Origin of the sequence: Nocardia araoensis NBRC 100135, assembly GCF_000308435.1 — a bacterium.
In the GTDB taxonomy this organism is placed as follows: domain Bacteria; phylum Actinomycetota; class Actinomycetes; order Mycobacteriales; family Mycobacteriaceae; genus Nocardia; species Nocardia araoensis.
Map to the genome: position 1 here is coordinate 1 of NZ_BAFR01000142.1, position 23,780 is coordinate 23,780.

Consider the following 23,780-nt stretch of genomic DNA (forward strand, 5'->3'; position numbering starts at 1 on the left):
ATTCCTCCTTCCGCACATCCGCCGCGGGCACGACAGCTTCGCCCCGCCCTCGCGACTCAGCCGCACAGCAGTTCCTCGATCTCCGCGGCCGTTGGCATCGCGTCCGCGCAGGCCAGACGCGCGGCGACCAGGGCGCCCGCCGCGTTGGCGTAGGTGGCGATGCGCCGTGGGTCCCAGTCCGCGAGCAGGCCGTGGATCAGCGCGCCGCCGAAACCGTCACCCGCGCCGAGCCCGCACACCACGTCCACGCGGCACGGCGGCACCGTCCAGCGTTCCTCGGCGGTGGCCACCAGCACGCCGTCGCCGCCCTGTTTGATCACCGCCAGGCGCACGCCACGGGCGAGCAGTCGATCGGCCGCCGCGTCCGGGTCGGCGGTGCCCACCGCCACCTCGGTTTCGGCGCGGTTGCCGACCACCACGTTCACGTGGTCGACCATCCACCCGATCTCGGCCCGCGCGGTCTCGACATCCGGCCAGAACATCGGCCGGTAGTCCAGGTCGAGCACCGTGTGCCCACGCCGTGCCCGCCGCAGCAGAATCTCCCGCTGCGTACTGCGCCCCGGCTCCGCGCTCACCCCGGTACCGGTGACCCACAGCAGGGGCACGGCATCCACGACTTCCCAGGGCACTTCGTCCGGAGTGATGGTCAGGTCCGGCGCGATCGGCGCGCGGTAGAACAGCAGTGGCGGATCGGACGGCGGCGTGAGCTCGCAGAAGATCACGGGCGTCTGGAGGTCCGGCGCGGTGGTCACATGACGGGACGAGACGCCGAAGCCCTCCAACGCCGTGCGCACGAAGTCGCCGAAACCGTCGGGGCCCACCTTGGTCAGCACCGCCGTACGGCGGCCGAGCCGGGCGGCGGCCACGGCGACGTTGGTCGCGGTGCCGCCGAGAAACTTCGCGAAACTGCGCACCTGTGCCAAGGCGACACCGCTTTGTTCGGGATACAGGTCCACCCCGACGCGGCCGATGGTCAACGCCTCCAGCTCGGTCACGGATTCGCCTCCTTCACGGCGTCACCACGCGTCGCAGTTCGTGCTGCAACGCCTCCAGTTCCGCCCCGCCGGCCATCTGCCGGGTCAGTTCGGGCAGATCGATCTCGGATTTCTCGTACGAGCCGAGCATCGCGCCCCGCTTCAGCAGCAGGAACCGGTCGCCGACCGGATAGGCGTGGTGCGGGTTGTGCGTGATGAGCACGACGCCGAGCCCGCGTTCGCGCGCCTGCACGACGTACTTCAGCACCACCCCGGCCTGTTTGACGCCCAGCGCCGCGGTCGGCTCGTCGAGAATCAGCACCTTCGCGCCGTAGTGCACGGCCCGCGCGATGGCGATGCACTGGCGCTGGCCGCCCGACAGCGTGCCGACCGGCTGTTCCATGTCGCGGATCTCGATGCCCATGTCCGCCAACGCTGTTCGCGCGATCTCGCATCCCTTCTTGCGGTCCAGCAGGCGAAACGGGCCGAATCCGAACGTCGGTTCGGAGCCGAGCACGAAGTTGCGCCACACGCTCATCAGCCCCACCACGGCGAGATCCTGGTACACCGTGGCGATGCCGCGATCCAATGCCGCACGCGGCGAGGCGAACCGCACCGATTCGCCCTCGACGCGCAGTTCGCCCCGGTCGTGCTGATGCACTCCGGCGAGGATCTTGATCAGCGTGGATTTGCCCGCGCCGTTGTCGCCGAGCACGCAGGTCACCTCGCCTGCGTTCACCACCGTCGACACCTCGCGCAGGGCGACGACGCCGCCGTAGCTCTTGCCGAGGTCGACGGCCTCGATGAGGGAAGTCATCGGCGCACCCTTTCGGCTCGTTTCTGGAATCGGTTGTTGACCAGCACCGCCGCCAGCAGCAGCACACCGAGGAACAGCATGAACCAGTCGCTGTCCCAGCGGGCGAACACGATGCCTTGGCGCGCCATGCCGAAGATCAGCGCGCCGATCGCCGCCCCCACCGCCGAGCCGAAGCCACCGGTGAGCAGGCACCCGCCGACCACGGCCGCGATGATGTAGTGCAGTTCCAGCCCGACGCCTTGATTGGCCTGCACGCTCGCGAATCGCAGGATGTTGCAGGAGCCGACCACCCAGCCGGCGAACGCGGTGCCCATGAACAGCAGGATCTTGGTGCGATCCGCGGGCACGCCCACCGCGCGGGCGCTGGGCAGCGCCCCGCCGACGGCGAAGATCCAGTTGCCGAACCTCGTGCGGACCAGAACGATCGCGGCGATCGCGGTGAGCACGACCCACCAGACCACCGACGCCTGAAGGTGCGCGTCCCCGATGTCGAGCGTCGAGGCGAACACCCAGCCCGCCGACTGATAGCCGTCCGCGCCCCGCACACCCGACACCTGCACCGTGTCGGTGACCAGCCGCGTCACGCCGAGATTCAAGCCCTGAAGCGCGAGGAACGTGCCCAGCGTGACGATGAAGCTGGGCAGGCCGGTCCGCATCACCACCCAGCCGTTGAACGCGCCGACGAGCAGCGCGAACACCAGCGAGGCGAGCAGCGCGAACCACACGTTCCAGCCCGCGTGCACCGCGAGCAGCGCGGTGACCAGTGCCGTCGAAGCGGTCATCACGCCCGCCGACAGATCGAACTCGCCGCCGATCATCAGCAGAGCCACGGCCACCGCCATGATGCCCAGCGTGGAGGCGTCGTCCAGCCAGGTCGCGACGCCGAGCGGACTCAGGAACCGGTCGGTGACGACGGAGAAGAAGACGAACACCAGCAGCGCGCCCAGCGCCGCGCCGATCTCCGGCCGCACGGCCAGGCGTTGCAACGGCGAGCGAACCGTCTCTCGCGCCGGGTCGGATGTCTTTGTGGCAACGATCATTTCATCCACCTCAGCGCGTGCCCTGCGCGACGAGCGCGGCGACGGCGTCCACATTGCTCTTGTCGACGAAGCCGGGACCGGTCTGCACCGGCGCGCCGCCTCCGACGGTGTTCAGATTCGTCCGGTGCAGCTTCAGCAGCACGATCGGCAGATAGCCTTGCTCGTACTGCTGCTGATCGACGGCGAACAGCAGCTTCCCGGCCCGGATCGCCTCCACCACATCGGAGTTCAGGTCGAAGGTGGCGACGGTGGCGGCCGATGCGGCCTCCCGCACCGCGTCCACGGCTCGCGCGGCGACCTGTGAGTTCAACGTCAGGACGGCATCGATGGATCGATCGGCCTCCAGCGCGCCTTTGATCCGCGATTGCGCGTCGGTGGGGTTGTTGATGTCCACCTGGAGCGTGGCGGCGTTGCCGAAGGCCTTGGTCGCGCCCGCGCAGCGCTCGTTCGCGCCGATATTGCCCGCCTCGTGGATGACGCACAGTATTTTCGTCCGCCGCGCCTCCGCGAGCCGCTTCCCCGCGGCCTGTCCGGCCAGCGACTCGCTTTGACCCACATGGACGAACGCGCCGAATTTCGCGCTCTCTGCCTCGCCCGAATTGATGGTCACCACCGGAATGCCCGCGGCGACAGCCTTTTCCACGGACGGACGCAGCGCCTCGGGATTGGCCATCGAGACGACGAGCCCGTCGACGCCCTGTGCCACCGCGTTGTCGATCAGCTTCGCCTGCTGGCCGGGATCACCGGAGGCGTTGTACTCCACCCGGATTCCGAGATCCTTGCCCGCCGCTTCCGCGCCGTTCTTGACGACGTTCCAGAACGCGTCACCCGGACTGCCGTGGGTCACCACCGCGACGGATTCCACCGTCCCGGCGGCGATCGGAGTCTGCGAAGGTGCCGGCGCGTCGGCGCCTGGGCCGGTGCACGCGGCCAGGAGCGCGGCCGTGGCGATCCACGGCAGCAGGCGGCTCGATCGCCGCCATCTCGCGGCCACGCCGCGCTGTGGTGTCGGAGACATCGTTGTCGTCGCTTCCGCTAGATGCCCGCGGCGGCGAGCGTGATGTCCGCGAGGTGGCGCAGGCTGCGCGCGGTGTCGTCGCTGGCCTGCCGCGCCGAGTCGCCCGGGCGCAGCGCGGCGTCCTGCTCCAGCACGTACCAGCCTCGGTAGCCCGGGGTGCGCACGATTGCCGCGATGTCGACGTCGCCCGCACCCAGCGGCACATACAGCCCGCGGCACACGGCCTCGCTGTAGCTCAGCTTTCCGGCGCGGACCTGATCGGCCAGCGTGCCGCGCACGTCTTTGAGATGGATGTGCCCGATCCGCTCGGCGTGCCGCCGGGCGAGCCGAACCGGATCGGTGCCGCCGATGAGCAGATGCCCGGTGTCCAGGCAGATGTCGAGATCGGAATCGGCGAGGAACCGCTCGACCTCGGCCTCGCTCTCCACATGGGTGCCGACATGCGGATGCAGCACCGTGCGCACCCCGCGCGCGGCGGCGGCGTCGCGGATCGCGGCGGCCGTGTCGACCAAGGCGCTCCATTCGGAGCCGCCGAGTTGCGGGCGCGCGTCGTACCCGCCGAGTCCGGTCGCCGCGGCGAGCACGAGGACTTCCGCGCCCGCGGCGGCCAACTGGGCGGCGGTGCTCTCGGCGCGGGCGACGGCGTCCTGCCGGTCGCGGTGCAGCGCGACGGCGAGGAATCCGCCGACGGCGGTGAGCCCGAAGGTCTCCAGCAACCGGCGCAGCTCATCGGGATCGCGTGGCAGATAGCCGGGAGGACCGAGTTCCGTCGCGGTCAGGCCGAGCGCGGCCATCTCCGCCAGGACGGTGTGCGCGTCGAGCACGTGACCCCAACCGGGGGCCTCGCAGACTCCCCAGGAGATCGGCGCGGCCGCGATGCGCAGCGGGTAGAGGGATTCGGTCATCGGTGCTTCTCCGACCTTCGACGTCGAGGTGATCCGCCCTATTGGAGCGCTCCAACTATGTAACGCAGGTCATAGCGTGTCAAGAGTCGTCATCGCGTCTGCCAAAGCGCAATTACCAGGCGATATTCCGCCGCACACGCCTTATACCGACCCGACACGCCACAGGTGAGGTCCGATTAGAGCGCTCTATTGCTCGACCCGCCCGGGGCTTGTATCGTCCGAGCCGAAAAGGCCTGCGAACCAGGAACGGAGGCGACATGGCACGACCGACCATGGAAGACGTCGCCGCCCGCGCGGGCGTCTCCCGCGCCCTCGTCTCGCTGGTCATGCGCAACTCCCCGAAGGTCAGCGAGCACCGCCGTCGCGCCGTGCTGGACGCGGCGAAAGACCTCGGCTACCAACCGCACATCATGGCCCGGTCGCTGGCCAGCCGGACCTCCAACATCGTCGGCGTCATGGTCTCCGACCTCCGCAACGCCTTCTTCGCCGACGTCGTCGAAGGCATGGACGCCGCCGCCCAGGCCTGCGGCCTCGAACTGATCCTCAACACCGGCAGGCGCACCGCCGCACGCGAGCGCACCGCCCTGGAGAGCCTGCTGTCCTTCCGTCCCGGTGGCGTCATCCTGCTGTCGCCGATCCTGCCCGCCGCCGCCATTCGCGCAGCGGCGCAGCAGGCTCCGCTGGTGCTGGTCTCGCGCACCTCGACCGTCGCGGAGATCGATACGGTCAACGACGACGGCGAGGCCGGCACCGGTCTGGCCGTCGATCACCTGGTCTCGCTCGGACATCGGCGCATCGTGCACCTCGACGGCGGCGGCGCTTTCACCTCCGCGCCGCGCCGCAAGGGCTACCGCGCCGCCATGCAGCGCCACGGCCTGGAACCGATGGTCGTGGCCAGCGAGCACACCGACTCCGCGGGCATGGCCGCGGTACGCAAACTGCTGAACCTGTTCTCCCACGACAACTTCCCCACGGCACTGGTCTGCGGCAACGACTTCAACGCCGTGGGGGCGATGTCCGCGCTGGAGGAAGCGGGGCTGCGGGTGCCCGAGGACGTCTCGGTGGTCGGCTACGACAACACCTCGCTGGCCGCGCTGCGCCACGTCGCCCTGACCACCATCGACCAGCCCCGCATCCAGATGGGTCACCTCGCGATCGAGGCGCTCGCCGAACGCCTCCGCGACGGCCGCACCAGCCCGGCCCGCCGCCGGGTGGAACCGTCGCTCGTCGTCCGCTCCACCACAGCCGCCCCACGCTGAACCACCGGCGCCCGCCAACACACGTCGCGTCCATATATAAGGAGAGCCGATGTCATCTCGAGCCGTCACGCTGGGCCTCGCCGGAACCGGCCGCATCGGGACCTCACACGCCGAGACCCTGAAGAAACTCCCGAACGTGGCGACCGTCCTGGTCGCCGACGCCGACGCCGACCGCGCCCGCACCACCGCGGCCGTCCTCGGCGTCGAATTCGCCCCCGACCTCGACGCCCTCTTCGCCGCCGACCTCGACGGCCTGATCATCGCCACCGCCACCGACTCCCACCCCGAACTCATCATCCGCGCCGTCGACGCGGGCATCCCCGTCTTCTGCGAAAAACCCTTGGCCGCCGACATCACCGGCACCCTCGCCGTCATCGACCACCTCCGCGACTGCCCCGTCCCGGTCCAGATCGGCTTCCAACGCCGCTTCGACGCCGGCTACCGGGCGGCGCGCGAAGCGATTCGCTCCGGCAAGCTGGGGTGGCTGCATACGTTGCGTGCGACCACGCTCGATCCGGCCCCTCCACCCGCCGAGTACGTTCCGCGGTCGGGTGGCATCTTCCGCGACTGCGGTGTGCATGATTTCGACATCATTCGGTGGGTGACGGGGCGGGAGATCGTCGAGGTGTATGCGGTCGGGGGGAACCGGGGCGCGGCGTTCTTCGCGGAAGCAGATGACGTCGACACGGCGGCGGTGGTGCTGCGTCTGGATGATGGAACGCTGGCCACCGTATCGCTGACCCGGTACAACGGGGCCGGGTACGACGTTCGGCTGGAAGCGTTGGGTTCCAAAGGAAATGCCATCGTCGGATTGGACGACCGGTCGCCGCTGATTTCCGTCGAACCCGATCACAATCCCTCCCCCTACCCTCCCTATGGGGGTTTCATGGAACGGTTCCGTCCGGCGTATGCGGAGGAGCTGGCGGCGTTCATCGAGGTTGCGGCCGGGCGGCTCGATAGCCCCTGCACTCCGGCGGAGGCTCTGGAGGCGTTCTATGTAGCAGAGGCATGCGAGCTGTCGCGGCGACAGGGTAGGGCTGTCGAAATAGCAGAAGTACGGCGCTGAGAGATAACCGGGGTCGGTAGAGCCGACATTCCGATTCAGTGATCAGGCTGTCGGCGGAAGACTCATATGGGCATCGCGGAGCTATTCGATGAGCTTGCGCTCTTCCTGCGGGCGCACGTGACCGGCAATGGATGAGTCAGCTCAACAGCCGGGCCATCTCATCCATAATCGGAGAGTCGGCGAACGGCTGGTCTTGGCCGATCACGCGCCAACCCCATGCCTCGTATGCGGCGCGGGCCGGGTTGCCGACTCGCACCAGCAGGTAGGCCAGTGGTTCCGGCCGCCGCGTCAGCAAGGCATCGTGGATGGTCCTCGCGAAACCTTGGCCTTGGTAGTCAGGATGTACGGCGAACTCGCGAAAGATGTAGACCGGTGCGCCCTCTGTTTCAGGGGCCGATTGCGGGTAGACCCGAATTGCTTTCTTCCACACCGCTTGTGGTCTGCTGTAGGGAGTGCCGAAGGCATAGCCGATCATCCGGCCGCCTATTCGTCCCGCGACCAGTTCGAAGCCTGTTATCGGTGCGTACATTTCTTCGAGTCGTTCCCAGAATCGCACTGGGCTGTACCACGGGTTGTCTTGCTGCTCGCGGTGGGAGTCGAAGTACAGGGCCTTGAGTTCGTCTTCGAGTTCGAGTGCCTCAGCGGCGTCGTAGTGGGCGAGATCGAGCGGGCGCGAGGTCATGACCCGATGGCCTTCTCACGACAAAAGGCGTCGTCCCGCAGCAGTTCGTGGAGTTCCAGAGCGCTGCGCGCCCGCCGCTGGCCCTTCGGTACGGCCGCGAGTACTTGTTCCCCCAAGCCCATGACGAACCGCGTCCGGTGCTCGGTCGGCAAACCCGCCAAGGTGGTAGTCGCATGACCAGCGCCCTCGGTTGGGTCTCCTGCCGAGACCAAGCAGATGGCACGCTGCAACTCGATCTGAACCGGCCCGCGCCGACTATTCGGCGGATACAGGTCGAGCGCCGCCGACTGCGCCTGTTCTGCCCGGCGGGTATCGCCTAGATGGGAGTACACGAAGCTTTCAGCGAATCTGACTCGCTCTTCCGGATATGCCCAGCAGTGCCAGCTGTGATCCTTGGTCATGGAAGACGGCAGAGCGGCGAATGTCTCCCGCAGATCGTTCAATGACGACTCCGCCTCCTCGGCGCGGCCCAACAGAGCGAAGGACTGAGCCCGCGCAGCAAGCAGGCTCGGTCTCCCGGCTGCCGGACCGTCCGCGATCAGGGGATCGCATTCGCCAATCTCATCGATGATGGTTTCAGGGTCCTGTCCGTCGTAAATCGCTCGGATGGCCTTGCGTCCCCGCACGAACATGATGGTGTGGGGATCGCCTGAGCAGTCTGCGGCGTAGCGAGCCGTGCGCCACCACCGTGCCCCTTCGCGTCGGCGGCCGAGGTCTCCGATGGATTGGGCCATGTACTGGCTCAAAAGAGCGCCTATCTTGTACAGCTCGCGGCGCTGGCTGGCGCTCCGTGATAGACCGAGCGCCGACTCGAGGCTCAGGACATCCACCAACAGCATCTCTTGCAACTCGGTGGACGTATGGGTGACGTGTGCGGCTCCGTATTCGCGGACTATCTCGCTCCAGTCCTCCAGATCGACCGCGACACCCTCTGACACAGCGCGATTCAGGCCGTGCCGAGCCGACTCCAATCCGAAAGCCATACCGACACCGGCGGCTGACGCGCTGAGCAGAAAGGTTCGGCGTTGCACGTCGTCAACCTCTTTCCCCGCGCTCGGCAGGAATATCGGTGGATCGTCCGACTCCATGGTATCGCCGCCGATTCCGCGCTCGACCGGGCGAAAACCGAGTTCGGCGTCAGTCGCGACGCCGAGTACGGCCCTCAGCCCGGCGCGGTAGTCCGCGTTGGGCCAGTGGAAGACGCCGCGCTCCAACTTCCCGATGTAGTTGCCCGACAGTTGAACAACCCGACCTGTTTGCCGATAGACCCAGTCGTTCACCGCGTCGGCGAGCTCCGTACGAGACAACGAATGCCCCGTGAGTTCGGATTTCGTTCGAGCTCGTGCCGCGCTGAGCTTGTGATTCGGTTCGGACAAGCCCCGTCCCCCTCGTTCGGTAACCCGCAGCCAGATCATTGCATCCGCTCCAGGCCGCCAAGACCCGAACCAGCCCGACATCCCCCGATTCTCCCCTTGTCCTCCCTCAAACAGGCGTTCCCGCAGAGCCACCTCGAGACGGAATCTAGCCACAGCACCTCACGCCGAAGCGCTTTCAGGCCCTCCGGCATCAGGTGCTCGTCTTCGATCGACTGGAGCAGGAGGCTAGGAATGCGATCCGTTCACAGATATGCGACGGGTGGCGCGACGCACCAAACACCACTCGTGCACGGCATACCGTCAGACACATTGATGTCGAGATGCCGCTTCTACAGGGAGGTCTGCGGGCTGCCCGCGCGTGTACAGCCGCAACTCCGGCAGATCTTCATCCCCTCGGGCAGCGTCGGAGGAATCACCGTTCCAGCCGAACTCGGCGCTTCCATCAAAGTTCACATGCAGGGGAGCGGCATTCGGCCCGGCCCGATCGCCTCGCATCCCCGCTCCAAGCGGTGGACTTTCCTCGTCACACCGGATGTCCCCAACGACGACCGGGCTCTGTTCGGCGAACTGTTCCGCCTCAACGCATCCGTCGCCAGACTCGGCGCCCAAATCGCACTCCCATCGCCCGCCGACCGCCATGGATTTCGAGTGTGGGTACAGCCGCCACGTGACAGCTACCGACCGTCAGGGCTGGCTGTCATCGAAGCCATCCGGGCATGTGCCCTGCCTCGTCGACGTCGAGCGCGATAGGCGAGGAGGAGCAACGATGACATGGGACCGACTGACCATCGGCAGTTGGGTCAGCACGTATGAAGGCTGCCCCGTGAGAACCGTTGTCGATGAGCACCGCGATTACGTAACCTTCGTGTTCGGCACTTCGGGCAACGAATTCGAGCTGATGCTCGACCGCGTCACTCTGGCCGAGGTGGTCCAGCTCGGCTCGAGAGCACTGACTGAACCGGTGCCCGTACAGACGTGATCCGAAGACCACGCCCACGGACGGACTTGAAGGCTGGACCGTGTCAGCCTGCCATTAGCACATCGGTGACTGTACGGATCCAGTCCTTCTCGAAGGCCGCGTGCAGGAGGCACCGTGGCACAGGGGTCCTCGTAAGGCAGTCGATCTGGGGTGACCATGGCACACTCCATACATGGAGAGCGAGGTGGAGCGCGAGCTGCGCCAGATGATCTTCGATCACCTGGCGCGACGAGTCCAGGAGCAGGGTTCGCTGACTCGCGAGGAGCTGACCGAGTTCGAAGTCGGCACCGAGACCTACCGGCTGATCGACCGCAACAAGGGAATCTGGAATCCTTCGCAATTCGCCGCCACCTTGTCGATTCTCTCGAAGCCCGACAGCCCCTACGACGATGAGGAAGTTGGCGATTCTCTCTATGCCTATGCATATCGAGACGGCAACATCCGGGGCGACAACACCAAGTTGAGGCGCGCGTTCGAGTTAGCACTACCCATAATCCTGCTTCGATGGATCAAGATCGGTTCAGCGATCCGGTACGTCCCGGTATTTCCTGTCTACGTCGTTGCGGACGACCAGCCGGGCAAACGGTTCATCCTGGCGCTGGACGAGGGTCTGCGAGAAGTCAGCGATCCGTTGCATCTCGAGCCGATCGAGCGCGCCTACGCCCAACGCGTGACGAAGCAACGACTACACCAGCCGGAGTTCCGAGGTCGGGTTCTGCTGGCCTACGACAACCGCTGCGCGATGTGCAAGGTACGCCACGCGCAATTGCTGGACGCCGCCCACATCATCGGAGACGGCAAGGAACACGGTACGGCCGATGTCGACAATGGCCTGAGTCTTTGCAAAATCCATCACGCCGCCTACGACAGCAATCTGATTGGTATCTCTCCCGGGTACGAAATCCACGTCGGCGCACAGCTGATGCAGGACCCGGACAAGGGTCCGATGCTGCGTCACGGGCTACAAGCAATGAACGGTCAGCCACTAGCACTACCGAGACGGCGGAAGGACTGGCCATCGGCGGAGCGACTCCAGGAGCGGTTTGCCGAATTCAAGGAAGCTAGCTGACCAAGGCGGTCAAAGTATGACCTCTGAGCACTTCGCGTCAATGGTTGACATCAACTTTCAGCGCTACCCCGTCGCGCAGGCCCGCGCACTACGCGACGAGGTCGAAACCATCTTCCGAGACTCCTACGTTGACGCGATCGAGTCCGGTGACGAGTTCGAATCGCCCGAAGCGTTCATGCACCGTTTCGACGCCTACACCGATCCCGACCGCCCCGGTGCATTCGAGTTGGTGATCGCCCGCCTCGACGGCGAACCCTGTGGCCAGGCGTGGGGCTGGCCGCTCACCGCCAAGACCCGGTGGTGGGACGGACTGGAACTCGATCAAGGCGACCAAGCGTCCTTTACCGCAGAGAACGGTTCCCGCACATTCGCACTCAGCGAGATCATGGTGCGCAAGCAGTTCACGGGGAAGGGTATTGCGCGTGCCCTGCACGACGAACTGCTCGAGGGTCGGTCGGAACAGCGCGCAACCCTGCTGGTCCGGCCGGATAACCACCGGGCGTATGACAACTATCGCCGGTGGGGGTGGCACCGCGTCGGTACGCTGCGCCCGGATTGGCCCGATGCGCCGCGATTCGATGTTCTGATGCGCGATCTTCGACAGGCTCACGTGGACCAGCAGGGTGCTGCTGCACACTGAGGAAAGAGGTGCGGCTCAGCGCTTCAATGCAGCGATTCCTGTCCGCGGTGGCCGAGCGGAGTCCGGCTCACCCTGCCGGGATCGCGGCAATACGGCGGCGGCGCATCCACCCGCGGACGCCGATGGCCAGCGGTATCAGGACGGTGAGAAACCCTGATACCGGCTCGAATACGAGGCCGAACGCGGTGAGAACAGCGATTGCGGCGAGGATCGGCGCCGGTACGTAGCCGCGGGCGCGCTCCGTCTCGATCACGGCGACGCCGAAGGCGACGGCGGCGACTCCGAACGCGGTGAACCAGAAGGCGAGTTCGGTCTCCTCTCGACCGGTTGCCCAGATGACAACACCGAGCGCGGTATGCGCCGATCCGATGAATGCGAGTAGGCCGCCGGTCAGCGGAAGCGCAGTTTTTGAATCCATATTCCTAAACCTTGCCTTAGGCTTTCCCTCATGGCAAGACCCCGGCGATTCACCGATGACCAGGTTCTCGACGCCGCGCGCGACTTGCTCGCCGATCCGGCGACAACCCGGCCCACCATCGCCGCGATCAGTGCCGCCTCCGGCATCCACACCGGATCGATCTATGTGCGCTTCGCTTCCCGGGAAGAATTGCTCGCACGACTGTGGCTGCGCTCGATCCAGCGCTTTCAGATCGGAGTCATCGCCGCGCTGGAGGGAGCCGACCCGCTGCTCACCGCCGCGATGCACCTGCCGCGATACTGCCGCGAGCATCCCACCGAAGCTCGGGCGATGAAGATGTTCCGGCGTGAGGAACTGCTCGAAGTGGGCTCTACCGAGTTGCGCGCCGACATCGCCACGGTCAACGACCGAATGAACGACGCGCTACGCGCTGCCGTCGCGGCGGAATTCGGCGAGGCCGACGAGCATCGCATGGCGATCGCGGTGGCTGCCGTCAAGGCGATTCCCTACGGGCTCGTCCGCGAGTACATCGCGAACGCGGCGCCCATTCCGTACTGGGTCGACGACGTTATCGCCACCGCGACGGCCGCCGTTGTCCACAAGCTGCGCCCGACAGGCATCCGAGTGAGCGGCGGCGCGGGTAGTGGCTGAGCCGGACCTGATCTTCTCGTCGTCAGCGCAAGGTCGACCATGCCCGTAGTCGGCGGTGGGAGGAAGCGGTTTCGGGACCAACGAGACGAGAGATTATGGGCAGCAATCGAACGTGGGAAGACTTGGTCCCGGAAATCTGCGATGTCGCGATCCGCTACGGTGCCACCACGCACCTGTCGGAAGGGCAAGTGATCGTGTCGGCGACCACGTCCCGACCACACGATCATTCCGCCCGAAGCATCCTCATCACCCGTTTCGACGATGAAGCAGCGCGGATACGGACAGGATGGTGCATCGACGGCCTCGCCGACTACACGATCGGCAACCCCGGGCGGCTTTCGCACGTGGCAGCCATTATTGATGGAATTTGCTCGGGTGGCGCAGAAGAGCATGCCTTCCTCGGTGCTGACGGGCGCTGGGTCGGAGTTGCCTGGCAGATCCGAAGTCGACAGGGAGACGGGTTAGGCGGTGGCGATTTCGAAAGCCCGCACCCCAGAGCCATACACCGTCTCGGTGCTTGGGATGAGGATCCAGACTGACCTCTGAGAAGGAAGAAGCCGATTGCTGTCACGGTGTGCAAACCATGGCAGCAATGGTTCCGTCGGTCCCCGATTCGCTCGCCGACTGCGTCTGCTGACGTCGGTGCGGGTAGCGGCGTAGCTCGGCCGGAGACGCGCCGATGCGATTCGACGTCGCCTCAGCGAGCCGAGTCACGCAGGCAGCAACCGCGCGACGACCTCGGTCAACTGCTTGACGTTCCGGCACTCGTGCATGGTCACGCACTCCGCGTAGACGTGGGCTGCGGAATCCCCTGTCGACCATGACCGAGACGGTTCGGGATTCAGCCAGTAGGTGTGCTTCGCCCGGTCGGCGATCGTCTGCACCGCAGCGAGATTCGGGTCCGTGCGGTTCGTGCGCCCGTCACCGAGGATGAGGACGGACGTACGCGGCCCGAGGGCGTCGGCGTAGTTGTCGAGGAAGCCTTGAAAGGCTTCGCCGTAGTTCGAGCTGCCGAAGCGAGCGACTTTGGTGGAGCGGATGATTCGGGCGGCGGTGCCGGGGGTCGGTGGTTCGCCGGGCGTGAAGAAGCGGGTGATCTCGTCGCAGGTGTCGACGAAGCCGAAGCTGCGGACCTTGCTGAATTGGTCTTGCAGGGCCTGGATCAGGTGGAGGGTGAATTCGGCGAAGCCGGTGACCGAGCCGGAGATGTCGGCGAGGACGACCAGGTCGGGGCGGCCGTGTTTGCGGGCGCGCAGGACCGGGTCGATGGGGACGCCTCCGGTGGACATGGAGCGGCGCACGGTGCGGCGGAGATCGATCTGGCCGCGGACGGCTTTGCGGCGGCGGACGGCGAGACGGGTGGCGAGTTTGCGGGCCAAAGGGTGGACGAGGCGGCGCATTTCGGCGAGGTCCTGTTCGCGAGCGCCGAGGAAATCGATCTGGTCGGTGCTGGATTCGACGCCGCGGCGGGCGATGTATTCGGTGCCGCGCAGCTGTGCGGAGCGAAGCCGGGCCTCGGTCTGGACGGCGGTGCGGAAGGCGGCGAGCCTGCGGTTGGCTTCGATGGTGTGGACGGTGGTGTCGAGCTGGGAGGAGCCGTTCATGCCCGCCACGACGCGATCGATGAGTTCCTCCGGGCGTAGGGCTTTCATGGTCAGGTAAGAGGACCAGCCTGCGCCGGATGCGGTGGATACCGGCGCGGAGGACTGCCCGGCGCCCGCGCCGCCGTAGCCGCCGAGTTCGGTCAGCGCCTGGCGGGCCAGTTCGGCGACCGAGTCCGAATCATCCTGTGCCAGTGCGGCCACGAGCCGATCTCGCAGCGCTTCGATGGATTCGGGCGTCGACGGATCGACGGGCTGCGGCTGCTGGGCGGTTAGGAAATACAGGTCGAAGAGTTGATCGAACACGGCGCGTTGACCATTGCGGCGCAGCAGGCAGGCGGCCATGCCGGAACGCAAGCGATTGCGATCATCGATTCCGAGGGCGATCATCGCCTCGGCCGCGTCGATGGTCTCGCTCGGTCCCGCGTCGATGCCGCGGTCACGCAGCAGCCCGACGAATTCGACGAGCCGATCGGTCATCGATCCGGTACCCGTCTCATCGGCGCGGCTTTCAGCGATGCTCATAACGCCCCTGCCCCGCAGTGGACGCGATGACCGGCCTCGGCCGATAGGCGGTTAGCGGTCGGACTGAACCCCATCTCACCGCCCACCTTGCTCGGCATCCAGATCGAGTCCGAGCCGCTCGATCGCCAGACGGTGATCGGATTGATATTTCAACAGCACACCGAGCGTCGAGCGGACGACACCACCGGTCAGATTGCGCGCACCGAGGGCGACCAGCGTCTTCGCCCAATCGACGGTCTCCGCGATCGACGGCGCTTTCCGCAACGAGAGCTGACGCAACGCCCCGACCACACGCACCACCGGTTCCCCCAGCGCCTCGTCCAGCTCCGGGACCTTCATCCGCACGATCGCCCGCTCCAACTCGGCGGTCGGGTAATCGATGTGCAGATACAGGCAGCGCCGCTTGAGCGCTTCGGACAGCTCGCGGTTGGCATTCGACGTCACGATGACGAACGGCTTGCGCACCGCGGTGACGGTGCCGAGTTCGGGAATGCTCACCTGATAGTCGCCGAGCACCTCGAGTAGCAGACCTTCCAGCTCCACGTCGGCCTTGTCGAGTTCGTCGATCAGCAGCACCGTGGAACGCGGGTTGCGGATGGCGGCCAGCAGCGGGCGGGCGAGGAGGAACTCCTCGGTGAAGACGTGGTCGCGGGTGCTGTCCCAGCCTTCGTCGTCCGAGGCGGTGATGCGCAGCAGCTGCTTGGCGTGGTTCCACTCGTAGAGGGCGCGGGCCTCGTCGATGCCCTCGTAGCACTGCAATCGCACCAGGTCGGACGTGGTCGCGGCGGCGACGGCCTTGGCCAGCTCGGTCTTGCCGACGCCCGCGGGGCCCTCGATCAGCAGGGGCTTGCCGAGGTGGCCCGCGAGGAACACGGCGGTGGCGATATCGAGGGACGGGAGATACCCGGCCTCGGTGAGACGCCCGGTCACCTCGTCCACCGACGCGAAGAACTTACTCATCGGTAACCAGTCTAGACCGGGCGCTTCGGCCTCAGCTCGGCGCAGGTATGCGGAAATGGCTCGGCTCGGCGTCGGACGGCACGGCGCTCGCCACGGTGAACGGCTCGACCAGCGAGCGCAGTTCGACGAGGTGCCGGGCGTGCGCGTCCAGCGCGCGATCCTCCTCGGAGACCGGTTCCCACTGCCGCACGGGTCGCGCTTTGCCCTCGCCGTCCAGCGCGACGACCACGGCGAGACCGTGCGCGGCGAGCGCGGGTTCGTCGGAGTGGGTGTCGGTGGAGGTCACGTGCACGCTGACGTGCATGCTGCGCGGGCCGGTGTGGATCAGCCGCGCGGTGACCTCGACGACATGGCCGATGACGATCGGCCGGTAGAAGCGGATGCCGCCGAAGTACGACGTGATGACGCGCTGCCCGGCCCAGTCCGCACCGCAGACGTAGGCCGCCTCGTCGATCCACCGCATCGTGCGGCCGCCGTGCACCTTGCCGCCCCAGTTGATGTCCGACGGCGCGGCCAGGAACCGCAGCGTTGCGCTCGGCGCGGTGCCCGCCGACGTGTACCGCTGCGCGGCCATCGCCTCTTCGATCAGCTTGCGCACCGAGATCCGGGCGCGCGCCTGGCGGTGCCGCTGCAACTCCAGCAGCGTGGCCGGATTCCATTGCGGCACTTCCACGGTGCGCCGGTCGTCGTCCACGGCGACGAAGATCGTCAGGCATTGCGCCGACTGCACCGGCTGCACCCGGGTGGGATCGGTGGAATAGACCGTGACGAGGATGTGCATGCTGGTGCGCCCGGTATGGACCAGATTCGCATGCAATTCGACCAGCTCGCCGACCACGATCGGCCGGTCGAGATGGATGTTCCCGACGTAGGCGGTGACGCAGTAGCGGCCGCTCCACTGGGCCGCCGCCGCGTAGGCGACCTTGTCGATCCATTCCAGGAGTTTGCCGCCGTCCACCGATCCGACGATGCCCGCGTCGTCGGGCTTCACGAGAAATCGGTGGATCGCCTCGGGTCGGCGGCCGGCCGAGGTGGGGACGGTCACGGTGCGGTCGAGCTTTGTCGAGTGGGCCACGGTGCGGAATCCGTTCGGACAGGGAATCTCCGGGTGTACATTTCTCCGACCTCGTTGTCCGAGAGAACCCTAGGCCCCAACCGCCGTACGAGCGAGTAACCAGGCGATCGCTACAACGGATGCCTCTACCGCGCGGCCGCGGGAGAGCGATCCGGACGACGCGAAACGGACCAACGATCCGGCCCGCCTCAGACCGGGATCAGACGAACGATCGCATATCCGTTCGCCATGGCTCGCCGCAGATCGTCGCGATCGACCGTCCCGTCCGGCTCCAGTCCGATACCCGCGTAGCGCCCGTGGATCGGATTCGCCGACACCACCACCGGAGCGAGCGCGGCGAGCCGGGCCTCGTCGGTGATCACTTCGGCCCTGGCCCGGATCTCGCTGCCGCGCAGCCGAACTCGCACGGCTTCACCGTCGCGGAGATTGCGCCGCCATCCGGCCGTCGTGCCGACGAGCAGCGCTCCGTCATGGTCGGCGTACCCGACCGGATTGGTGTACTCGCGTCCCGATTTCCGCCCGAGCACGGTGACCAGCAGCAACCTGCCGCTGAGCACCCGATGCAGCGGAGACCGGAGCAACGACCTGACGACCGCGTCCCCGGTGCGCTGGAAACGCGATGGGGACGGTCGCACCGAAGCCTGGCTGGACATATCGGTCACCTCCGAGAGATTTACTGAGTATCTACTCAGAAAATACGCGCCGCCTCGGGCATACTGCAAGGGGTGACGAACGAAAGGACGGAGGATTCGTGACGGCATCCGGCCAGGTGGAAGGACGCCGCCGTGGGCGGCCGTCGACGGGTGTCCGCGACGCGGTGATCGCTGCCGCGGAGCGGATCCTCGCCGAGGAGGGTGTGGCGCGGCTGTCCACGAAAGGGGTCGCCGACCGCGCCGGTGTCGCCGAGTCGAGCATCTTCTATCACTTCCGCGACCGCACCGGGCTGTTGCAGGCCGTGGTCCAGCGACACCTGCGACCGGTCAAGGACGTCCTCGGCGACGTCGGCGCGCACCGGGACCTGCGCGCGGATCTCGTCGCCTTGATGGAAGCGCTGGAAGACTTCTTCGTCGCCACGATCCCCGTCGCCGCCGCGATCCAATCCGACGCCGAACTGCGCGCGCGGTACCTCGATCGCGCCCAGGAGGCGGACATCGGTCCGCACCGCGCGGTGGACGCGATGCAGGCGCGGCTCGCGGCCGCGCGACCCTCCGCCTCGAGCGCCGTAAATCTGCGCGCGGCAGCGCTTCTGCTGGTGGGCGCGGCGCATCAGCGCGCGCTGCAACGCCACCTGAGCCCAGCGAGCGCGTTCACGTCACTGCCGTCACCGGCGGACATCGTGGACACGGTGCTGCCACTCTTCGGCTGACCCAGGATGCGGCGATAGGGGAACTCCCTAATACCGCGGTTCGATTTGGCCCGCAGGGGAGAGAACACCCGTGACCTTTGGCGGCAAGTGCGCAAGAGTGGAATCGTGTAGTCGCTGCCCCGTCGGTAAGCGCGACCGCGAAGCAGTGACCGTAGATCCAAGATCTGTCTGCGGGGGTAGGCCGTGGGCGGACCCCGCAACGGGGGATGGCGGGCGGAGACGCTCGCCGCAGAGTGAAAGGATTTACGTTGTTCTCGTCAATCAGCGCACGCCGTATCTTTCGCGTGGCCGTCGCCGGTGCGATCGCCGCGATTCCGTTGACCGCGCTGGCGATGCCCGCCTCCGCCACACCGAGCGCACCCGGGGTCACTCCGGCTTACAACCAGTGCGCCTTCGGCCCGTTCCAGGACTGGAGTTGCAACAACAACGTCTTGGTCGACAAACCCCACTACGGCGCACCACCTTATGGCCGCGGCCCTGGCTGGGGAGAAGGCTGGGGTGGCGGGGGCTGGGGCGGCGGGGGCTGGAACCAGGGCTGGGGCGGCGGAGGCTGGAACCAGGGCTGGGGCGGAGGTTGGAACCAGGGCTGGGGCGGGGGCTGGGGCCAGGGATTCCCGGGCACCGGCTCATTCGGCAGCAGTTAGAAACTCCGCGAAAGACGCCGGTGGCCCGCTCCGAGACTCCGGAGCGGGCCACCGCGCGAATCAGCCCGAATATCAGGCGGTCTCGGTGATCGGGCGATCGACCCAGCTCATCAGGCCGCGCAGCTTGGCGCCGGTGACCTCGATCGGGTGCTCGGCGTTCTTCTTGCGCAGCGCCTCGAGCTCCTTGTTGCCGCCCTCGACGTTGGCGACCAGACGCTTGACGAAGCTGCCGTCCTGGATGTCCTTGAGGATGTCCTGCATGCGCTTCTTGGTGTCGGCGTCGATGACCCGCGGGCCCGACAGGTAGCCACCGAACTCGGCGGTGTCGGAGACCGAGTAGTTCATCCGCGCGATGCCGCCCTCGTACATCAGGTCGACGATCAGCTTCAGCTCGTGCAGCACCTCGAAGTAGGCCATCTCCGGCGCGTAGCCGGCCTCGACCATGACCTCGAAACCGGTCTTGACCAGTTCCTCGGTGCCGCCGCAGAGCACGGCCTGCTCACCGAACAGGTCGGTCTCGGTCTCTTCCTTGAAGGTGGTCTTGATGACGCCCGCGCGGGTGCCGCCGATGCCCTTGGCGTAGGACAGCGCCAGCGCCTGGCCCTCGCCCTTCGGGTCCTGGTCGATCGCGATCAGCGCGGGAACGCCCTTGCCGTCGACGAACTGACGACGCACCAGGTGGCCGGGGCCCTTCGGGGCGACCATGCCGATGGTGACGTTGGCGGGCGGCTTGATCAGGCCGAAGTGGATGTTGAGGCCGTGGCCGAAGAACAGCGCGTCGCCGTCCTTCAGGTTCGGCTCGATGTCGTTGGTGAAGATCGACGCCTGCGCGGTGTCGGGCGCGAGCACCATGATGACGTCCGCCCACTCCGAGACCTCGGCGGGCGTACCGACGGTCAGGCCCGCCTCCTCGGCCTTCGGACGCGACTTCGAACCCTCGGCCAGACCGACGCGGACCTCGACGCCCGAGTCGCGCAGGCTCAGCGAGTGCGCGTGACCCTGGCTGCCGTAGCCGATGACAGCGACCTTGCGGCCCTGGATGATCGACAGGTCGGCATCGTCGTCGTAGAACATCTCGACTGCCACTGTGGTTCCTTCCGGGATAGTCCCCGCGCGAGGCGGGGCACACCGTGCTCGCGCAGGTGTTGATTTTCGTTGTTCTGGATCGGATCACCCCCGCGGGCGCGGGAGGGGATCATTCCCGCGTGAGCGGGGAGGCGGCACGCCAACCGTCGATCGCAGAAAGACTAGCGTGTGGCCGCCGCCGGGCGGTCGGCCCCATCGGTGTGCCGCTCGTCAGCTCATCGGGTGGCGGTGATGGACTTCGGCCCACGCCCCACCGCGACGACACCGGACTGCACGATCTCCCGGATGCCGTACGGTTCGAGCATCCGCAGCAGCGCGTCGAGCTTGGACCGGGTTCCGGTCGCCTCGACGGTGAGCGCGTCCGGCGACACGTCGATGACCTTCGCGCGGAACAGACCGACGGCCTCGATCACCTGGGTCCGCACACTGGCGTCGGCGCGCACCTTCACCAGGATCAGTTCGCGGGCCACCGAGCTGTCGGAGTCCTGCTCCACGATCTTGATGACGTTCACCAGCTTGTTGAGCTGCTTGGTGACCTGCTCGAGCGGCAGGTCCTCGACGGTGACGACGATGGTCATGCGCGAGATCTCCGGCAGCTCGGTGCCACCGACCGCCAGCGACTCGATGTTGAAGCCGCGGCGGGAGAACAGCGCCGCGACCCGTGCCAGCACGCCCGGTTTGTCCTCGACGAGAACGCTGAGGGTATGCGTGGTACTCATCCGTTGTTCACCTTGTTCTGTTCGTGCGACATCGCCGTGTGGATGACCGCGGGCTCGGCGGCCTGCTCGTCATCGTCGAACAGCGGACGGATGCCGCGAGCGGCCATGATCTCGTCGTTGCTGGTGCCCGCGGCGACCATCGGCCACACCTGGGCGTCCTTGCCGACGATGAAGTCGATCACCACGGGACGGTCGTTGATGGACTGCGCCTCGCGGATCGCGGCCTCCACGTCCTCCTCGCGCTCCACCCGGATGCCGTGGCAGCCGAGGGCTTCGGCGAGCTTCACGAAGTCGGGGATGCGCAGGGTGTGCGTGCCGAGGTCGGTGTTGGAGTAGCGCTCCTGGTAGAACAGCGTCTGCCACTGGCGCACCATGCCGAGGTTGCCGTTGTTGATCAGCGCGACCTTGATCGGGACGCCCTCGACGGCGCAGGTGGCCAGTTCCTGATTGGTCATCTGGAAGCAGCCGTCGCCGTCGACCGCCCACACCTCTTTGTCCGGCGCGCCCATCTTGGCGCCCATGGCCGCCGGGACGGCGTAGCCCATGGTGCCGAGGCCGCCGGAGTTCAGCCAGGTGCGCGGCTTCTCGTACTTGATGAACTGGGCGGCCCACATCTGGTGCTGGCCGACGCCCGCGCAGTAGATCGCGTCGGGTCCGGCCAGGCGGCCGAGCGCCTCGATGACGAACTCCGGCGACAGCGAGCCGTCCGCGGGCGGGGTCCAACCCAGCGGGTAGGCGTCGCGCACGCCGTCGAGGTAGGTCCACCAGTCGGTCAGGTGCAGCGGCAGCGCGTCGCTTGCCGAAGGGTCGGCCTTCAGGGTCTCGATGAGCTCGACGATCACCTCGCGGCAGTCGCCCACGATCGGGACGTCGGCGTGGCGGTTCTTGCCGATCTCGGCCGGGTCGATGTCGGCGTGGATGACCTTGGCGCCGGGCGCGAAGGAGTCCAGCTGACCGGTGACGCGGTCGTCGAACCGCGCGCCCAGGGTGATCAGCAGATCCGACCGCTGCAAGGCGGCGACCGCGCCCACCGTGCCGTGCATGCCGGGCATGCCCATGTTCAGGCGGTGGCTGTCGGGGAACGCGCCGCGCGCCATCAGCGTGGTGACCACGGGGATGCCGGTCAGCTCGGCCAGTTGCAGCAGCTCGGCCGAGGCGTCGGCCTTGATCACGCCGCCGCCGACGTAGAGCACGGGAGCCTTGGCTTCCATGATCATCCGCGCGGCCTCGCGCACCTGCTTGCCGTGCGGCTTGGTGACCGGGCGGTAGCCGGGCAGCCGCATCTCCGGCGGCCAGGTGAAGGTGGTCTGCGCCTGCAGCACGTCCTTCGGGATGTCGACCAGCACGGCGCCGGGGCGCCCGGACGCGGCGAGGTAGAACGCCTCCGCGATGATGCGCGGGATGTCGACGCCCTCGGTGATCAGGAAGTTGTGCTTGGTGATCGGCATGGTGATGCCGGAGATGTCGGCTTCCTGGAACGCGTCGGTGCCGATCAGGCCGCGGCCGACCTGGCCGGTGATGGCCACGATCGGGACCGAGTCCATCTGCGCGTCGGCGATCGGGGTGACCAGGTTGGTCGCGCCGGGACCGGATGTGGCCATACACACACCGACCTTGCCGGTCGCCTGGGCGTAACCGGTGGCGGCGTGACCCGCGCCCTGCTCGTGGCGGACGAGCACGTGACGCACCTTGGTCGAATCGAAGAGCGGGTCGTAGACGGGAAGGATCGCGCCGCCCGGAATGCCGAATACGGTGTCGACGCCGAGCTCCTCGAGCGAGCGGACGACCGACTGCGCGCCGGTGACCCGCTCGGGCGGGAGCTGGCGGCGGTTGGCCGCGGACGTCGCGTTGGCAGCGGGCGTGGCCTGCTGATTCGCCGAAGGCGCTGGCCTACGGGCCGAAGGCCCTGGCCGTGCGGTAGGTGCGCTCACCGTCTTCGTTCCTTACTGGTTGTGGTTCCGACCCCGGATGTTGTGCCAGCGGTGTCTTGCGCTTCGCCATGCCGGACATTAGTCCGAACATAAAAAAGCCCCCGACAGCCCAGGGCTGATCGAGGGTGGCGCGTCGCAACGCGAGCTGACGTATTCGACTCAGTGTGTCAGGCTCAACGCTGGACGCGCCGGCCGATTACGAGCAACTCGTTTCGATTCACGCGCACGACGTTAAGCGGGTGTGAACCGAAGAGTCAAACAGATGACCCCGTGTGTCCCATTATGTGGGAGAGTGCGGTTGCTTGTGTCCGTTCATCAGGATGCGAGGATGGTGGTGTGTCATCACCGCATCAGTCCGTGCCACCGTCTGAATCGTCCCACACACCCGTGGGGACGACGGATACGGGTGGCGCCTCCGACGCCCATGTGATCCGCATCCCACGGCTGGCTTTCCTGGGTGTGTTCATCCTGCTGATGTGCGTGTTCTTCCCCTTCGTCGGCTGGCCCGCCGGACTGTGGTGGCTGCTGCTCATCCCCGTCGCGGTGCTGGCTTGGGTGCTGCGGACCCAGACCGGCGTCTCGGACGCGGGGCTGGAGCTGCGGACGCTGTTCGGCTCGCGCCACCTCGACTGGGGGCAGCTGAAGGGTGTGCGGATCCCGAAGCGTGGATACGTGCGCGCCGACCTGACCGACGGCACCGAAGTGAAGTTGCCCGCGGTGAGCTACGACCGGCTGCGCGATCTGGCCGCGTTCTCCGGCGGACGGATTCCGGACCCGTTCGCCGAGGCGGAAGCCGCGAAGGAAGAGCCATCCGCCGAACCCGCGGACGCGAGCGGCAGCACCTCGAGCGCCGAGGGCAACCCGGCGACCAACGGGGTGGCGAAGTCCGGCGAGAACACCGACGAAGACGCGCGACGCGACAGCACGACGTAAGCGCCGACGGCGGCCCGGCGATCAGCGGGTCGCGAAGCCCGGCGAC

25 protein-coding genes are annotated in these 23,780 nt (G+C 67.1%); 10 read left to right on the forward strand and 15 right to left on the reverse strand.

The annotated features are described in order from the left end of the window. Nucleotides 1-56: 56 nt before the first annotated feature. Genes iolC through ON21_RS19305 form a run of 5 tightly spaced genes read right to left on the reverse strand, consistent with a single transcriptional unit; the run spans nt 57 to nt 4,754 of the window. Complete coding sequence (gene iolC, locus ON21_RS19285) at nt 57-995, reverse strand: 5-dehydro-2-deoxygluconokinase (RefSeq protein ID WP_039799635.1); 939 nt, start codon at nt 993-995, stop codon at nt 57-59. Nucleotides 996-1,008: 13 nt separating this feature from the next. After that, on the reverse strand, nt 1,009-1,791 hold the full coding sequence (locus tag ON21_RS19290; RefSeq protein ID WP_039799637.1) for an ATP-binding cassette domain-containing protein: 783 nt from the start codon (nt 1,789-1,791) through the stop codon (nt 1,009-1,011). After that, a complete protein-coding gene (locus ON21_RS19295; RefSeq protein WP_039799677.1) occupies nt 1,788-2,831 on the reverse strand; it encodes an ABC transporter permease in 1,044 nt (347 codons plus the stop codon). Before ON21_RS19295 ends, ON21_RS19290 begins: the two co-directional genes overlap by 4 nt. 10 nt (nt 2,832-2,841) lie before the next feature. After that, nucleotides 2,842-3,849 carry a sugar ABC transporter substrate-binding protein gene (locus tag ON21_RS19300; protein ID WP_086006452.1) on the reverse strand — a complete coding sequence of 336 codons (1,008 nt, stop codon included), beginning with the start codon at nt 3,847-3,849 and terminating at the stop codon, nt 2,842-2,844. Nucleotides 3,850-3,866: 17 nt separating this feature from the next. After that, the gene (locus ON21_RS19305) at nt 3,867-4,754 is read right to left on the reverse strand and encodes a TIM barrel protein (protein ID WP_039799640.1); all 888 of its coding nucleotides are present in this window, start codon (nt 4,752-4,754) and stop codon (nt 3,867-3,869) included. A 257-nt stretch (nt 4,755-5,011) separates the two neighbouring features. On the opposite strand from ON21_RS19305, the gene ON21_RS19310 reads away from it, so the two are divergent. Together ON21_RS19310 and ON21_RS19315 are read left to right on the forward strand one after the other, a co-directional pair. Beyond that, nucleotides 5,012-6,013 carry a LacI family DNA-binding transcriptional regulator gene (locus ON21_RS19310; protein WP_039799643.1) on the forward strand — a complete coding sequence of 334 codons (1,002 nt, stop codon included), beginning with the start codon at nt 5,012-5,014 and terminating at the stop codon, nt 6,011-6,013. A gap of 49 nt (nt 6,014-6,062) precedes the next feature. Then, nucleotides 6,063-7,079 carry a Gfo/Idh/MocA family protein gene (locus ON21_RS19315; protein WP_039799644.1) on the forward strand — a complete coding sequence of 339 codons (1,017 nt, stop codon included), beginning with the start codon at nt 6,063-6,065 and terminating at the stop codon, nt 7,077-7,079. Between the two features lie 136 nt (nt 7,080-7,215). Here ON21_RS19315 and ON21_RS19320 read toward each other — a convergent pair whose 3' ends face one another. Further along, nucleotides 7,216-7,761, reverse strand: coding sequence for a GNAT family N-acetyltransferase (locus ON21_RS19320; RefSeq protein WP_039799646.1), 546 nt, complete (start codon nt 7,759-7,761; stop codon nt 7,216-7,218). Then, nucleotides 7,758-9,137, reverse strand: coding sequence for an NsdA family TPR-like regulatory protein (locus ON21_RS19325; RefSeq protein ID WP_157170882.1), 1,380 nt, complete (start codon nt 9,135-9,137; stop codon nt 7,758-7,760). Before ON21_RS19325 ends, ON21_RS19320 begins: the two co-directional genes overlap by 4 nt. 766 nt (nt 9,138-9,903) lie before the next feature. Between ON21_RS19325 and ON21_RS19330 the strand changes: the two genes are divergently transcribed. The 3 genes from ON21_RS19330 to ON21_RS19340 all read left to right on the forward strand — a co-directional run bounded on the left by ON21_RS19330 (nt 9,904) and on the right by ON21_RS19340 (nt 11,825). Further along, nucleotides 9,904-10,116, forward strand: a complete 213-nt coding sequence (locus ON21_RS19330; protein ID WP_039799649.1) for a hypothetical protein — start codon at nt 9,904-9,906, stop codon at nt 10,114-10,116. Nucleotides 10,117-10,288: 172 nt separating this feature from the next. Then, a complete protein-coding gene (locus ON21_RS19335) occupies nt 10,289-11,185 on the forward strand; it encodes an HNH endonuclease (protein WP_039799650.1) in 897 nt (298 codons plus the stop codon). A 16-nt stretch (nt 11,186-11,201) separates the two neighbouring features. Further along, the gene (locus tag ON21_RS19340; RefSeq protein ID WP_039799651.1) at nt 11,202-11,825 is read left to right on the forward strand and encodes a GNAT family N-acetyltransferase; all 624 of its coding nucleotides are present in this window, start codon (nt 11,202-11,204) and stop codon (nt 11,823-11,825) included. Between the two features lie 67 nt (nt 11,826-11,892). Here ON21_RS19340 and ON21_RS19345 read toward each other — a convergent pair whose 3' ends face one another. Further along, entirely contained in the window at nt 11,893-12,243 is a 351-nt protein-coding gene (locus ON21_RS19345) for a DUF6463 family protein (RefSeq protein ID WP_039799652.1), read from the reverse strand. 30 nt (nt 12,244-12,273) lie between these two features. Here ON21_RS19345 and ON21_RS19350 point away from each other — a divergent pair, with 30 nt between their 5' ends. Both ON21_RS19350 and ON21_RS38510 read left to right on the forward strand, forming a co-directional pair. Continuing rightward, a complete protein-coding gene (locus ON21_RS19350) occupies nt 12,274-12,894 on the forward strand; it encodes a TetR/AcrR family transcriptional regulator (RefSeq protein ID WP_039799653.1) in 621 nt (206 codons plus the stop codon). Between the two features lie 95 nt (nt 12,895-12,989). Further along, on the forward strand, nt 12,990-13,433 hold the full coding sequence (locus tag ON21_RS38510) for a hypothetical protein (RefSeq protein WP_157170883.1): 444 nt from the start codon (nt 12,990-12,992) through the stop codon (nt 13,431-13,433). 171 nt (nt 13,434-13,604) lie between these two features. On the opposite strand, the gene ON21_RS19355 is transcribed toward ON21_RS38510, so the two are convergent. From ON21_RS19355 to ON21_RS35895, 4 genes are all read right to left on the reverse strand, one after another. After that, nucleotides 13,605-15,020: a vWA domain-containing protein gene (locus ON21_RS19355; RefSeq protein ID WP_051020997.1), complete on the reverse strand. Its 1,416-nt coding sequence runs from the start codon at nt 15,018-15,020 to the stop codon at nt 13,605-13,607. Nucleotides 15,021-15,095: 75 nt separating this feature from the next. Then, nucleotides 15,096-15,980 carry an AAA family ATPase gene (locus ON21_RS19360; RefSeq protein ID WP_039799655.1) on the reverse strand — a complete coding sequence of 295 codons (885 nt, stop codon included), beginning with the start codon at nt 15,978-15,980 and terminating at the stop codon, nt 15,096-15,098. 31 nt (nt 15,981-16,011) lie between these two features. Beyond that, the gene (locus ON21_RS19365) at nt 16,012-17,055 is read right to left on the reverse strand and encodes an acyl-CoA thioesterase (protein WP_063821092.1); all 1,044 of its coding nucleotides are present in this window, start codon (nt 17,053-17,055) and stop codon (nt 16,012-16,014) included. A 188-nt stretch (nt 17,056-17,243) separates the two neighbouring features. Beyond that, nucleotides 17,244-17,708 (reverse strand): nitroreductase family deazaflavin-dependent oxidoreductase, encoded by a 465-nt coding sequence (locus ON21_RS35895; protein ID WP_051020999.1) that lies wholly within the window; start codon nt 17,706-17,708, stop codon nt 17,244-17,246. Between the two features lie 98 nt (nt 17,709-17,806). On the opposite strand from ON21_RS35895, the gene ON21_RS19375 reads away from it, so the two are divergent. Together ON21_RS19375 and ON21_RS37935 are read left to right on the forward strand one after the other, a co-directional pair. After that, the gene (locus ON21_RS19375; RefSeq protein ID WP_218004106.1) at nt 17,807-18,421 is read left to right on the forward strand and encodes a TetR/AcrR family transcriptional regulator; all 615 of its coding nucleotides are present in this window, start codon (nt 17,807-17,809) and stop codon (nt 18,419-18,421) included. Between the two features lie 248 nt (nt 18,422-18,669). Beyond that, on the forward strand, nt 18,670-19,065 hold the full coding sequence (locus ON21_RS37935; RefSeq protein ID WP_157170884.1) for a hypothetical protein: 396 nt from the start codon (nt 18,670-18,672) through the stop codon (nt 19,063-19,065). Nucleotides 19,066-19,137: 72 nt separating this feature from the next. Here ON21_RS37935 and ilvC read toward each other — a convergent pair whose 3' ends face one another. The 3 genes from ilvC to ON21_RS19390 form a co-directional block, all read right to left on the reverse strand. Further along, nucleotides 19,138-20,139: a ketol-acid reductoisomerase gene (gene ilvC / locus ON21_RS19380; protein WP_174372187.1), complete on the reverse strand. Its 1,002-nt coding sequence runs from the start codon at nt 20,137-20,139 to the stop codon at nt 19,138-19,140. A 227-nt stretch (nt 20,140-20,366) separates the two neighbouring features. Then, nucleotides 20,367-20,870 (reverse strand): acetolactate synthase small subunit, encoded by a 504-nt coding sequence (gene ilvN, locus ON21_RS19385; protein ID WP_039799659.1) that lies wholly within the window; start codon nt 20,868-20,870, stop codon nt 20,367-20,369. Next, on the reverse strand, nt 20,867-22,801 hold the full coding sequence (locus ON21_RS19390) for an acetolactate synthase large subunit (RefSeq protein WP_039799660.1): 1,935 nt from the start codon (nt 22,799-22,801) through the stop codon (nt 20,867-20,869). Before ON21_RS19390 ends, ilvN begins: the two co-directional genes overlap by 4 nt. 387 nt (nt 22,802-23,188) lie before the next feature. On the opposite strand from ON21_RS19390, the gene ON21_RS19395 reads away from it, so the two are divergent. Further along, nucleotides 23,189-23,734 carry a PH domain-containing protein gene (locus tag ON21_RS19395; RefSeq protein WP_051021006.1) on the forward strand — a complete coding sequence of 182 codons (546 nt, stop codon included), beginning with the start codon at nt 23,189-23,191 and terminating at the stop codon, nt 23,732-23,734. The last annotated feature ends 46 nt before the right edge of the window (nt 23,735-23,780 follow it).

Bases quoted from the DNA above. Each gene is read 5' to 3' on its own strand.
- ON21_RS19290 (WP_039799637.1), bottom strand. From the start codon at position 1,791: ATGACTTCCCTCATCGAGGCCGTCGACCTCGGCAAGAGCTACGGCGGC.
- ON21_RS19295 (WP_039799677.1), bottom strand. From the start codon at position 2,831: ATGATCGTTGCCACAAAGACATCCGACCCGGCGCGAGAGACGGTTCGC.
- ON21_RS19300 (WP_086006452.1), bottom strand. From the start codon at position 3,849: ATGTCTCCGACACCACAGCGCGGCGTGGCCGCGAGATGGCGGCGATCG.
- ON21_RS19305 (WP_039799640.1), bottom strand. From the start codon at position 4,754: ATGACCGAATCCCTCTACCCGCTGCGCATCGCGGCCGCGCCGATCTCC.
- ON21_RS19310 (WP_039799643.1), top strand. From the start codon at position 5,012: ATGGCACGACCGACCATGGAAGACGTCGCCGCCCGCGCGGGCGTCTCC.
- ON21_RS19315 (WP_039799644.1), top strand. From the start codon at position 6,063: ATGTCATCTCGAGCCGTCACGCTGGGCCTCGCCGGAACCGGCCGCATC.
- ON21_RS19320 (WP_039799646.1), bottom strand. From the start codon at position 7,761: ATGACCTCGCGCCCGCTCGATCTCGCCCACTACGACGCCGCTGAGGCA.
- ON21_RS19330 (WP_039799649.1), top strand. From the start codon at position 9,904: ATGACATGGGACCGACTGACCATCGGCAGTTGGGTCAGCACGTATGAA.
- ON21_RS19335 (WP_039799650.1), top strand. From the start codon at position 10,289: ATGGAGAGCGAGGTGGAGCGCGAGCTGCGCCAGATGATCTTCGATCAC.
- ON21_RS19340 (WP_039799651.1), top strand. From the start codon at position 11,202: ATGACCTCTGAGCACTTCGCGTCAATGGTTGACATCAACTTTCAGCGC.
- ON21_RS19345 (WP_039799652.1), bottom strand. From the start codon at position 12,243: ATGGATTCAAAAACTGCGCTTCCGCTGACCGGCGGCCTACTCGCATTC.
- ON21_RS19350 (WP_039799653.1), top strand. From the start codon at position 12,274: ATGGCAAGACCCCGGCGATTCACCGATGACCAGGTTCTCGACGCCGCG.
- ON21_RS38510 (WP_157170883.1), top strand. From the start codon at position 12,990: ATGGGCAGCAATCGAACGTGGGAAGACTTGGTCCCGGAAATCTGCGAT.
- ON21_RS19355 (WP_051020997.1), bottom strand. From the start codon at position 15,020: ATGAGCATCGCTGAAAGCCGCGCCGATGAGACGGGTACCGGATCGATG.
- ON21_RS19360 (WP_039799655.1), bottom strand. From the start codon at position 15,980: ATGAGTAAGTTCTTCGCGTCGGTGGACGAGGTGACCGGGCGTCTCACC.
- ON21_RS35895 (WP_051020999.1), bottom strand. From the start codon at position 17,708: ATGTCCAGCCAGGCTTCGGTGCGACCGTCCCCATCGCGTTTCCAGCGC.
- ilvC (WP_174372187.1), bottom strand. From the start codon at position 20,139: ATGTTCTACGACGACGATGCCGACCTGTCGATCATCCAGGGCCGCAAG.
- ilvN (WP_039799659.1), bottom strand. From the start codon at position 20,870: ATGAGTACCACGCATACCCTCAGCGTTCTCGTCGAGGACAAACCGGGC.